Origin of the sequence: Bradyrhizobium sp. (assembly GCF_027307225.1) — a bacterium.
Taxonomy (GTDB): Bacteria; Pseudomonadota; Alphaproteobacteria; order Rhizobiales; family Xanthobacteraceae; genus Bradyrhizobium.
On sequence record NZ_DAHUXJ010000025.1, the window covers coordinates 57,060 to 68,100 of the forward strand.

Annotated in this window: 10 protein-coding genes; 6 read left to right on the forward strand and 4 right to left on the reverse strand. The window is 62.2% G+C overall.

Features of this window, described 5'->3' with window-relative positions; translation table 11 throughout:
• Nucleotides 1-106: 106 nt before the first annotated feature.
• From M6D32_RS04640 to M6D32_RS04650, 3 genes are all read right to left on the reverse strand, one after another.
• Nucleotides 107-2,323 (reverse strand): L,D-transpeptidase family protein, encoded by a 2,217-nt coding sequence (locus M6D32_RS04640; RefSeq protein ID WP_298253840.1) that lies wholly within the window; start codon nt 2,321-2,323, stop codon nt 107-109.
• 2 nt (nt 2,324-2,325) lie between these two features.
• Nucleotides 2,326-2,496 (reverse strand): hypothetical protein, encoded by a 171-nt coding sequence (locus M6D32_RS04645; protein ID WP_298253842.1) that lies wholly within the window; start codon nt 2,494-2,496, stop codon nt 2,326-2,328.
• A gap of 202 nt (nt 2,497-2,698) precedes the next feature.
• On the reverse strand, nt 2,699-4,210 hold the full coding sequence (locus M6D32_RS04650; RefSeq protein ID WP_298253844.1) for a sigma-54 dependent transcriptional regulator: 1,512 nt from the start codon (nt 4,208-4,210) through the stop codon (nt 2,699-2,701).
• A 131-nt stretch (nt 4,211-4,341) separates the two neighbouring features.
• Between M6D32_RS04650 and M6D32_RS04655 the strand changes: the two genes are divergently transcribed.
• From M6D32_RS04655 to M6D32_RS04675, 5 genes are all read left to right on the forward strand, one after another.
• The gene (locus M6D32_RS04655; protein WP_298253846.1) at nt 4,342-6,198 is read left to right on the forward strand and encodes a M3 family oligoendopeptidase; all 1,857 of its coding nucleotides are present in this window, start codon (nt 4,342-4,344) and stop codon (nt 6,196-6,198) included.
• A 303-nt stretch (nt 6,199-6,501) separates the two neighbouring features.
• Nucleotides 6,502-6,654: an aa3-type cytochrome c oxidase subunit IV gene (locus tag M6D32_RS04660; RefSeq protein WP_298253847.1), complete on the forward strand. Its 153-nt coding sequence runs from the start codon at nt 6,502-6,504 to the stop codon at nt 6,652-6,654.
• Nucleotides 6,655-6,790: 136 nt separating this feature from the next.
• Complete coding sequence (locus tag M6D32_RS04665; RefSeq protein WP_298253849.1) at nt 6,791-7,915, forward strand: Re/Si-specific NAD(P)(+) transhydrogenase subunit alpha; 1,125 nt, start codon at nt 6,791-6,793, stop codon at nt 7,913-7,915.
• A gap of 11 nt (nt 7,916-7,926) precedes the next feature.
• Nucleotides 7,927-8,244 (forward strand): proton-translocating transhydrogenase family protein, encoded by a 318-nt coding sequence (locus M6D32_RS04670; protein WP_298253851.1) that lies wholly within the window; start codon nt 7,927-7,929, stop codon nt 8,242-8,244.
• Between the two features lie 42 nt (nt 8,245-8,286).
• Nucleotides 8,287-9,681, forward strand: coding sequence for an NAD(P)(+) transhydrogenase (Re/Si-specific) subunit beta (locus M6D32_RS04675; RefSeq protein WP_298253853.1), 1,395 nt, complete (start codon nt 8,287-8,289; stop codon nt 9,679-9,681).
• Here the strand turns inward: M6D32_RS04675 and M6D32_RS04680 are convergent.
• Complete coding sequence (locus tag M6D32_RS04680; RefSeq protein ID WP_298253855.1) at nt 9,609-9,914, reverse strand: hypothetical protein; 306 nt, start codon at nt 9,912-9,914, stop codon at nt 9,609-9,611. The genes M6D32_RS04675 and M6D32_RS04680 overlap by 73 nt on opposite strands.
• On the opposite strand from M6D32_RS04680, the gene M6D32_RS04685 reads away from it, so the two are divergent.
• Nucleotides 9,888-11,041, forward strand: a 1,154-nt coding sequence (locus M6D32_RS04685; protein ID WP_298253857.1) for an IS4 family transposase, incomplete at its 3' end; no start/stop codon positions are given. The two genes, M6D32_RS04680 and M6D32_RS04685, sit on opposite strands and share 27 nt — an antisense overlap.

Sequence of the window (11,041 nt, forward strand, 5' to 3'; positions counted from 1 at the left end):
CATCGAGTGTGGCGAAAACTTGCCCAGTGGACGGTGATCAATGTGGAAAAAGGCCCCGTCCACTGGACGAGGCCTTTGATTTGACTAGGCAATCTCGAGTTGCGGCTCAGCGCTGGTAGTACCACTGCCCGCCCTGGGGCTGTGCCTGACCACGGCGGCGGCCCGGAGGGGGCGCGGGTGGCGGCATCGGGGCGCCGAACAGCCGCTCGAAGAAGGACGGCCCTGACGACCACGAATTGTCGCTGGCGAAGTGCAGGTTGTTCACCGGCTTCACATAGTTCGGCTGGGCATGGGCAATCACCGCCTCCAGGTCCTTGTTGTGACCCGAGCGCAGCAGCGACAGCATGATGGCGTCGCGGCCATAGACGTCCTTGCGGAATTGCAGGTTGCCATCGTTGTCCACGAACGCGGTCTGGTAGGTGATGTTGACCGGGATAGGCGTCGGGAATTTCAGGTCGATCTCGCTCGTACCATACATGCTGCGGATTTTATCCGGCGTGTAGTGGCTGTTTTGATCAGTGATGTTGAGCAGGATCGATGCGTACTGATCCGGATTCTGCACCCGCATGCAGCCGTGGCTGAAAGCACGTTCTTCCCTGGCGAACAGGTTCTTGTCCGGAGTGTCGTGCTGATAGACCAGGAACTTGTTGGGGAAGTTGAAGCGGATGCGGCCGAGCGCATTTCGCTCTCCCGGGGGCTGCGAAATATGGATGGTGCCGTCCGGATTGTGCTCGAGCCTGAGCCCCATGCGTTCCAGCACCGTCGGGTCCTGCTGCAAAGCTGGCAGGTATTCGTTGTAGATGATCGACGGCGGCACGTTCCAGGTCGGATTGACGGTGATGTACTTCATCGTCTCCGTCAAAAGCGGCGTCGCGTGAATGCCGGGCTGACCGGTGACCACGCGCGTGGTCCAGACCTGCGCGCCGTGCTGCATGACCTTCAGCGTGTAATCCGGAATGTTGAGGATGACATAGGCGTCGCCAATCGAGGGCGCGCCGAGATCGCGCGGCAGCCAGCGCCAGCGCTCCATGTTGACGACGATCGTATCGATCTGCTTGTCGCGCTTCGGGCTGTTGATCGCCTTGACGGTCCGTTCGTCGAGGATGCCGGTCGGCTTCAACTCGGCCATCGCCTGGAATTTGCGGACGGCTTCCGCGACCTTGGCGTCGTAGCGGCGGTCGTCGGGATCTTCGCTGATGCCGAGCTTGGCGCGCAACTGCGGAACGCGATCGTCTTCCTGCACGACCTCGGGTTGCTTCTTGCGCGCGGCCGTGTATTTAAGCGCCGGGCCGTCGGCGATCCGGATCACGTGTCCGTCACTTTCGCCACGCAATTCAGCGAGCTTCTTCTTCAGCGCCTGATAGAGCTTCTGTGGCGGGTTGTAGCTGTCGAGGGCAGCCGAAGCGTCCTTGGCCGAGGTGACGTTGGCGAGCACCTCGTTCGGATCGGTCGGGTGTTCCGGATATTGAATGTCACCCGACACCTGCGACCAGTGCATCCGGCCGCTCTGGGCCTGCCGCGCGTAGTCGAGCATGCTCATGGTCAGCTTCAGGTCTGCATCGGCCAGCGCATCGGGCGTGGTCGCGGCAGCGAAATCCGGCACCGGATAGTCCGCCGGATTCAACCCGTCGGAAGCAGCGCCCTTCAGCCGCGCCACGACGCCCTTGGCGGTCTCGGTCAGCTTGCCACTCTGCGTCCAGATCGGAGCGAAGTCGCGCGCGGTATAGAATTTCTCCACCGCAGTCCGCTCCGCCTTGTGCTCGAAACGTACCGCCTTCGACCCGACCAGCTCGCGCAGCTTGTCGGCAGCCGGTTGATCGTCGGGCGCGACGCTGCTCGCGGCCTTGACGGGCTCCTTGGCGGGCTCGGGCGAAGCAACGGTCGGGGCCGGCGCTGCCGCCGGGGCGGGCGTTGCGGTTGCGGTGTCGCTCTTGGCCGCGTCGCTGGTGGTGGGTTCGGTCTTGTTCGCCTCTTCCTTCGCAGGTTCGGTGGCTTCAGATTTGGCGGGTTCGGAGGCCGGAACGGTTGCGACATCCGCCGGCTCGGCTGCCGGTGCGGCCGTTGTCGTCGTCGCGGCAGGCGTCGTTGCAGCTGTTTTGGCCGTGTCGGGCGATGCGGTGTCCATCTTGAAGTCGGCCGCGGTGGGCGGCGGGACGTTGGCAGGTTCGGGGCGAGGGATTGCGGCGTCGATCGCAAGCTCGGCGGCGGAACTACGCGGCGTATCGCTTTGCGCCAATGCAGAACCCGCCGACACCGTGAGGAAGGTCGCCGCGACCGTCATCAGGACGAGGTCGTATCCACGGGTCTTCCAACAGTCACGCATCATCACACCCCTTGGGTGAACTGCTCCAATTTCGGAGCAGCTTTCGTATGTCCGTCAAAGCGTTCGCGAAAGCGCCGGACCGGTTGGATTCTGAAGCTCATTTCGTTGAAATTGTGCTCCAGGGCTTCAGATTTGGCATGGCTGCCGCAACGATTCATGCGCAGACGATACATGGGCGTCCCTCATGCGGCCAGCAGACGGAGACACAACTCACGACAAACTGACCACAAAGCATCCACTTGCATCGCTTTGCCTCGGGTTTTTGTCATGTGAGCCACCATTTGTCTGTCACTTGCGGGCAACGGTTCAAATGTTCCGGCCCGCCAGAGTTTCGGTCGCTTCCGCGTGTTACGGGTGCAGCGTTGCTATCAAGTCTCATCCTGCCCGATCCGTTCCGCCACTTGCGGAGTCCGGCGCCTCTTCGTCGAGCTTGCGATAGAGAGTTGATCGTCCGATTTTCAACCGGCGCGCCACCTCCGACATCTGCCCGCGGTAATGTGAAATCGCGAAGCGAATGATCTCGCCTTCCAATTCCTCGAGCGGCCGGACTTCGCCGCCACTCGTCAGCATCGAAAGCACGCCGGCGGCCGATGCCGGCAGTGGCGCAATAGGTATCTCGTTACCGGATATCATGTCTGGCGCGGTCGCATGAAAGGCTGGCTCGACGATTAGCGGCTCGCCAAATGTGGTCGACGTTGATGGCGAGGAGGGGCCTGTCATCTGCGGGAAGTCGGAGGCGCCGAGCTGATCGCCCTCGCTCATGACGACGGCGCGATAGATGGCGTTCTCCAGTTGCCGGATGTTGCCCGGCCAATCCATCTGCGCCAGATGCGCCATCGCCTCGCCGCTGACACCGGTGATGTGCCGGTTTTCTTCGGCGCAGAACCGCGCCAGGAAATGCCGCACCAGGTGCGGAATATCTTCGCGCCGCATCCGCAGGGACGGAATGGTCAGCGGCAGGACGTGAAGGCGGTAGAACAGGTCTTCGCGAAAATGTCCGCTTTTGACGCGGTCGAGCAATTTGCGATTGGTCGCGGAAACAATCCGCACGTCGACCTTGACCGGCTTGCGTGCGCCGACCGCCTCGACCGTCCCTTCCTGCAAGGTGCGCAGGAGCTTGACCTGGGCTGTCAGCGGCAGCTCCGAGACCTCGTCGAGAAACAGCGTGCCGCCGGAAGCTTCGACGAATTTGCCGGCATGGCGTTCGGTGGCCCCCGTGAACGCGCCCTTTTCGTGCCCGAACAGAATCGACTCGACCAGATTGTCGGGAATCGCGCCGCAATTGACCGCGACGAACGGCTTTGATTTGCGTTCGCCGCTGCCGTGAATGGCGCGTGCGAACAATTCCTTGCCGACGCCGGATTCGCCCTCGATCAGCACCGGAATGGTGGAAGCCGCGGCCTTTTTCGCGGTTCGCATCACCCCGGCCATCATTTCGCTGCGGGTGATGATGTCGGCGAAGGTGAGCTGGCCTTCGCGGCTGTGGCGGATGCGTTGCAGTTCGCCCTTCAACGCGCTCGTGGTGAGGGCATTTTGCAGACTGACCTGAAGTCGCTCCATGCCGACCGGCTTGACGACAAAATCCTGGGCGCCGGCGCGCATCGCCGAGACGACGTTGTCGATGCCGCCATGGGCCGTCTGCACCACCACCGGAATGGCAAGGCCGATTTCGCGGAGCTTGACCAGGACGCCCATGCCGTCGAGGCCGGGCATCACAAGGTCGAGTACCATGGCGTCGACGGGAGGGGCGTCGGGGGTGGTCAAGAACGCGATCGCGGCATCGCCGGAATCGACCGTGACCGCCTCATGGCCGCACTTTTGCACCATATTCTCAACCAGGCGGCGTTGCACCGCATCGTCGTCGGCGATCAAAATGGTGGCAGGCATGGTGTTCCTCGCACGCAACAACTATCTGTCTCGAATCGGGGCACTCTGGCCGACGTCGATTAACGACCGCTTAAACTTCTCTCCATCGTTGGGCTTGCCGCCGCTTTTGACTGATACGGGTTTCGAACAAGATGACCTCGCGCTCCTCATCCGCTCTCAGCAGATCGACCGTCCAACGCAAGACCAACTCCAAAAAAGCCGCTGGCTCCAGGGCGGACAGGCTGCCGGAATGGAATCTGGCGGATCTCTATTCCGGGATCGGCGCGCCGGAAGTGACGCGCGACCTCGACACGCTGGATCGCGAATGTGTCGCGTTTGAGAATGACTGCAAAGGCAGGCTCGCCGAGCGGACCGCAGGCGAGGGCGGTGGTCTCTGGCTTGCGGAAGCCGTGAAGCGCTACGAGGCGATCGACGATCTCGCCGGCCGGCTCAGTTCCTTCGCCGGGCTGGTGCATGCCGGCGACAGCATCGATCCCGTGATTTCGAAATTCTACGGCGACGTTTCCGAGCGGCTGACCAGCGCCTCCTTGCATCTGTTGTTCTTTGCCCTAGAGCTCAACCGCATCGACGATACCGTGATCGAGAACGCGATGCAGACGGCCGAGCTTGCGCACTACCGGCCCTGGATCGAGGATCTGCGCAAGGACAAGCCCTATCAGCTCGATGATCGCAGCGAGCAACTGTTCCATGAGAAGTCCCAGACCGGCTATTCCGCCTGGAACCGGTTGTTCGACCAGACTATCTCCGGCCTGCGCTTCAAAGTCGCCGGCAAGGAACTTGCGATCGAACCGACGCTTGGCCTGTTGCAGGACCGCGACGGCGTCAAGCGCAAGGCGGCAGCGGAGGCGCTTGCCAAGAGCTTCAAGGCCAATGAGCGAACGTTTGCGCTCATCACCAATACGCTCGCCAAGGACAAGGAAATTTCCGATCGCTGGCGCGGCTTCAAGGATGTTGCGGATTCGCGCCATCTGAACAACCGCGTCGAGCGCGAGGTAGTCGATGCGCTGGTGGCAGCCGTGCGGGCGGCCTATCCAAAACTCTCGCACCGCTATTACCGCCTCAAGGCCGGCTGGTTCAGAAAGAAGAAGCTCCCGCATTGGGATCGCAACGCACCGCTGCCCTTTGCAGCGACCGGTGCGATCGCCTGGGGCGACGCCAGAAACATGGTGCTGTCGGCGTATCGCGGCTTCTCGCCGGAAATGGCCGGGATCGCCGAGCGTTTTTTCACCGACCGCTGGATCGACGCGCCGGTGCGGCCGGGCAAGGCGCCGGGCGCCTTCTCGCATCCGACGACGCCATCGGCGCACCCCTACGTGCTGATGAATTATCAGGGCAAGCCGCGCGATGTGATGACGCTCGCCCACGAACTCGGCCATGGCGTGCACCAGGTGCTTGCGGCAAAGAACGGCGCGCTGATGGCACCGACGCCACTGACACTCGCGGAGACGGCGAGCGTGTTCGGCGAAATGCTGACCTTCCGCCGCCTGCTCGGCGAAACCAAGAACGTCAGGCAGCGTCAGGCCCTGCTCGCCGGCAAGGTTGAGGACATGATCAACACGGTGGTGCGCCAGATCGCGTTCTACACGTTCGAGCGTGCGGTCCACACCGAGCGCAAGAACGGCGAACTGACCGCCAAGCGCATCGGCGAACTCTGGCTCGGCGTTCAGGGCGAGAGCTTGGGCGCGGCGATCGATATCCGGCCGGGTTACGAAAACTTCTGGATGTACATCCCGCACTTCATCCATTCGCCGTTCTATGTCTACGCCTATGCTTTCGGCGATTGCCTGGTGAATTCGCTCTATGGCGCCTATGAAAAGGCCCAAAGCGGCTTCGCCGAACGCTACCTGGCGATGCTGTCGGCCGGCGGCACCAGGCACTATTCGGAGCTATTGAAGCCGTTCGGCCTCGATGCCAGGGATCCCCGATTCTGGGACGGGGGGCTGTCGGTCATTTCCGGCATGATCGACGAGTTGGAGGCGATGGGCTGACCCGGCCCTTTGCCCCAGGTTTCCCGATAAAACAGGGACAATTGGCCTTCCAAATGACCCGATAGGCAGTGCGGCGTTGCCCTGCCTTTCGGTTTGCGGTAATTGCACGCCAGCACATAGTAGAGCGAATTTGACATTCGCAACCCCGTGGCCGCGAGTTCTCTTGGCGAACGTCAAATCCAAAGCTCCACTAGAAAATCCGTATTTGCTAGTGTCCCTTCGGTTCTGACATTCGTAAACGAACTTGCCGCGACAGCGTACGAATGTCAGAACCGGGACACTAGAGATTCACTGGGGACAACGATGGCTAACCATAGCGAAGTGGCCTACACGACCGCGGACGGCAATGACTACGAGGCCCACGAGCAGACCTATGAGGGCTTCATCAAGCTGGTGAAGTACGGCACCTCCGCCGTCATCGTTCTCGTCATCCTGATGGCGATTTTCCTCGTTTGATATTTGACGCTCGCGCCGCCACCCGGCGCCGCGATTTTAGAAGAAGCTCGCAGGTAACCAGTTGCAAGGCCGGTGCCGGATTTGCCAATCTGGCCATCATCACGCCTGCGATTGTTCCGCGCCGCGGGGAGGCCCCATGAAGATTGCCGTCGCCAAGGAAATCGATCCGTCCGAGCCGCGGGTCGCCGCTTCACCCGACACGGTGAAAAAGTTCAAGGCGCTGGGTGCCGAAATCGCCGTCGAGCCCGGCGCCGGGATCAAGTCCGGCTTGCTGGATTCGGATTTCACCGCAGCCGGAGCCACCGTCAGCGCCGATGCGCTCAAGGATGCCGACATCGTCATCAAGGTGAAACGGCCGGAAGCCTCGGAGCTTTCGAAATACAAGCGAGGCGCACTGGTCGTTGCGATCATGGATCCTTACGGCAACGACGCCGCGCTGAAGACGATGGCCGATGCCGGCGTCGCCGCCTTTGCAATGGAATTGATGCCGCGCATTACCCGCGCGCAGGTGATGGACGTGTTGTCCTCGCAGGCCAACCTGGCGGGTTATCGCGCGGTGATCGAAGGCGCCGAAGCTTTTGGCCGTGCCTTCCCGATGATGATGACCGCGGCCGGCACTGTTCCGGCGGCAAAGGTGTTCGTGATGGGCGTCGGCGTCGCCGGCCTTCAGGCGATTGCGACCGCGCGGCGGTTAGGGGCCATCGTGACCGCGACCGACGTGCGCCCGGCTACCAAGGAGCAGGTGGAATCGCTCGGCGCGAAATTCCTTGCCGTCGAAGACGAGGAGTTCAAGAACGCGCAGACCGCCGGCGGCTACGCCAAGGAGATGTCGAAGGAGTATCAGGCCAAGCAGGCAGCCCTCACCGCCGAGCATATCAAGAAGCAGGACATCGTGATCACGACCGCGCTGATCCCGGGCCGTCCGGCGCCGAAGCTGGTCTCGGGCGAGATGGTCAAGTCGATGCGGCCGGGTTCGGTGCTGGTCGATCTCGCGGTCGAACGCGGCGGCAACGTCGAAGGCGCGAGGGCCGGCGAGGTCGCCGACGTCGATGGCGTCAAGATCGTCGGCTACACCAATGTCGCCGGCCGTGTCGCGGCCTCGGCCTCGAGTCTTTATGCGCGCAACCTGTTCTCGTTCATCGAGACCATGGTCGACAAGGCCAACAAGGCGCTTGCGGTCAACTGGGACGACGAACTCGTCAAGGCCACAGCGCTGACCAAGGACGGCGCCGTCGTTCACCCGAACTTCCAGCCGAAATAGGAGGAGAAGCCATGGAGCAACTCGCGCAGGCCGTCGATCCCTTCGTATTCCGGCTTTCGATTTTCGTACTCGCCGTGTTCGTCGGCTATTTCGTGGTGTGGTCGGTGACGCCCGCGCTGCACACGCCGCTGATGTCGGTGACCAACGCGATCTCTTCGGTGATCGTCGTCGGCGCGCTGCTTGCCGTCGGCGTCGGAATGATTTCGTCCGGCACCGGCTTGGCACGCGGCTTCGGCTTCGTCGCGTTGACCTTTGCCTGCGTGAACATCTTCGGGGGCTTCCTGGTCACCCAGCGCATGCTCGCGATGTACAAGAAGAAATCCAAATGAACGGCAATCACCTCGGGATGAGAAAGAAACAGGGGACCTGAGATGGGCGCCAATCTCTCCGCATTGTTGTATCTCGTGGCAGGTGTGTTGTTCATCCTGTCGTTGCGCGGGCTCTCTAGTCCCGCGACGTCGCGTCGAGGCAACCTGCTCGGCATGATCGGCATGGCGATCGCGGTCGGTACGACGCTCGCGAGCCATCCGCCGGCCGACGGCACCGCTTGGCTGCTTGTGATCGTCGCGGTCGCGATCGGTGGCGGTATCGGCGCGGTCATCGCGCGCCGCGTGCCGATGACCTCGATGCCGGAACTGGTGGCGGCGTTTCATTCACTGGTCGGCATGGCTGCGGTGCTGGTCGCCGCCGGTGCCTTCTATGCGCCCGAAGCGTTCGGCATCGGCTCGCCCGGCCATATCCATTCGCAAAGCCTGGTCGAGATGTCGCTCGGCGTCGCCATCGGTGCCTTGACCTTCACCGGCTCGGTGATCGCGTTCCTGAAACTGTCCGCCCGCATGAGCGGAAAGCCGATCATCTTGCCGGCGCGCCACGTCATCAACGTCGTGCTCGCCGTCGCGCTGGTGGCCAGCATCGTCAGCCTCGTCCTGACTGGAAGCGAGGTCTATTTCTGGCTCAACACGGCGCTGGCGCTCTCGCTCGGCGTGCTGATGATCATTCCGATCGGCGGCGCCGACATGCCGGTCGTGATCTCGATGCTGAACTCCTACTCTGGATGGGCGGCGGCTGGTATCGGATTTACGCTCGGCAATTCGGCGCTGATCATCACCGGCGCGCTGGTCGGCTCCTCCGGTGCGATCCTCTCCTACATCATGTGCCACGCGATGAACCGGTCGTTCATCTCCGTGATCCTCGGCGGCTTCGGCGGGGAGACTGTGGCCGCCGGCGGCGGCGGTGAGCAGAAGCCGGCCAAGCTCGGCTCGGCCGATGACGCCGCCTTCATCATGAAGAACGCCTCGAAGGTCATCATCGTGCCCGGCTACGGCATGGCGGTAGCGCAGGCCCAGCACGCGTTGCGCGAGATGGGTGACATCCTCAAGAAGGAGGGCGTCGAGGTAAAATACGCCATTCACCCGGTCGCCGGCCGCATGCCGGGCCACATGAACGTGCTGCTAGCCGAAGCCAACGTGCCCTATGACGAGGTGTTCGAACTCGAGGACATCAATTCGGAATTCGCACAGGCCGACATTGCCTTTGTGATCGGCGCCAACGACGTCACCAACCCCGCAGCCGAAGAGGACAAGACCTCGCCGATCTACGGCATGCCGGTGCTGCAGGTGTGGAAGGCGGGCACCGTGATGTTCATCAAGCGCTCGCTGGCGTCCGGTTATGCCGGCATCGACAATCCGCTGTTCTATCGCGACAACACCATGATGTTGCTCGGCGACGCCAAGAAGGTCACCGAGAACATCGTCAAGGCGATGTGAAGCAGGCGGGCGTCGAGAAGCCTCTCAAACAGCGGAAGCGATAACCGCCGCCATCCGCCGGTTTCGATCGATGATTGTGCTGAAATGGATTGTTGCGGCCGCCGCACGACCGTCCGGCACGATTTCTGCTTGAGAAAGTGCACGGCATTGATTCTGCTTGGGTTCAGTTGGTTGCGAATCATCTGGACAGGAAGAGGATCAACGCCGTGCAGCATCAGAATATCGTTTTTCATGGCCTGCTGAAGCAGATTCCATGGGCCATGCTCGATCGGCTCGTGGAACAACACGAGGCCGATCGAGACGATCGGGGTATCAAGTGCAAGTCGCACCTGATTGCGATGCTGTTGGCGCAGTTTTGCGGGGCGCGTGGGCTTCGCGAGATCGAGGCGAGCCTGAAGAGCCACGCCGGCAAGCTCTACCATCTTGGCGGTTGCACGATATCGAAGTCGACGCTGTCGACGGCCAACCGCTCGCGCGCCGCAGCGGAGGTGTTTGGGGGAGTGCTTTCGGCGCTGATGCGGCAATTGCAGGCCGGTTACCGGCGCAAAATCGGCGATTGCGTCCGCCTGATTGACTCGACCAGCGTGCGGCTCTCTGCCCTTAGCGCCCATTGGGCGATGTTCTCGACCGGGGTCTGCGGTGCCAAGGCGCACTTGGTCTACGATCCCGACGCCGACCAGCCGCTTTACCTGATGGTGACGGCCTCCAACGTCAACGACATCACGGCCGCCAAGCAGATGCCGATCGAAGCGGGCGCCGCCTACGTGTTCGATCTGGGCTATTATGACTACGGATGGTGGGCCGCGCTTGACCAAGCGGGCTGCCGCATCGTCACGCGGCTGAAGACCAATACGCCTTTCACGGTTGTCGCAGAGCGCCCGGTACCGACAGGACGTTCGATCCTGAGCGACCGGACCGGATACCTTCCCAAGCGGCTCGCGGCCTCGCGCCGCAATCCGATGTCGAAACTGGTGCGCGAGGTCCAGGTCACGATCGAGACCGGCAAAGTGCTGCGCATCTTCACCAATGATCTTGAGGCCGGCGCGCAGGAGATTGCCGATCTCTATCGGCGGCGCTGGGCGATCGAGCTGTTCTTCCGCTGGGTCAAACAAACTCTGAAGATCGACCACTTCTTCGGTACCTCCGAGACGGCCGTCCGCATTCAGATCACGATCGCCTTGATCGCCTTTCTGCTGCTCCGGCTGGCTCACGATGCCAACAAGATCGTCAAAAGCCCGCTCGCCTTCGCCCGGCTGATCAAAACCAATCTGATGCACCGCCGCCCCATCCCCGAGCTCCTCAAACCGCCGCCGCCGCGTGCCCCAGACCAGCCCGGATTTGAGTTCGGGCTGGCCGCAAC

Bases quoted from the DNA above. Each gene is read 5' to 3' on its own strand.
- M6D32_RS04640 (WP_298253840.1), bottom strand. From the start codon at position 2,323: ATGCGTGACTGTTGGAAGACCCGTGGATACGACCTCGTCCTGATGACG.
- M6D32_RS04645 (WP_298253842.1), bottom strand. From the start codon at position 2,496: ATGTATCGTCTGCGCATGAATCGTTGCGGCAGCCATGCCAAATCTGAA.
- M6D32_RS04650 (WP_298253844.1), bottom strand. From the start codon at position 4,210: ATGCCTGCCACCATTTTGATCGCCGACGACGATGCGGTGCAACGCCGC.
- M6D32_RS04655 (WP_298253846.1), top strand. From the start codon at position 4,342: ATGACCTCGCGCTCCTCATCCGCTCTCAGCAGATCGACCGTCCAACGC.
- M6D32_RS04660 (WP_298253847.1), top strand. From the start codon at position 6,502: ATGGCTAACCATAGCGAAGTGGCCTACACGACCGCGGACGGCAATGAC.
- M6D32_RS04665 (WP_298253849.1), top strand. From the start codon at position 6,791: ATGAAGATTGCCGTCGCCAAGGAAATCGATCCGTCCGAGCCGCGGGTC.
- M6D32_RS04670 (WP_298253851.1), top strand. From the start codon at position 7,927: ATGGAGCAACTCGCGCAGGCCGTCGATCCCTTCGTATTCCGGCTTTCG.
- M6D32_RS04675 (WP_298253853.1), top strand. From the start codon at position 8,287: ATGGGCGCCAATCTCTCCGCATTGTTGTATCTCGTGGCAGGTGTGTTG.
- M6D32_RS04680 (WP_298253855.1), bottom strand. From the start codon at position 9,914: ATGAAAAACGATATTCTGATGCTGCACGGCGTTGATCCTCTTCCTGTC.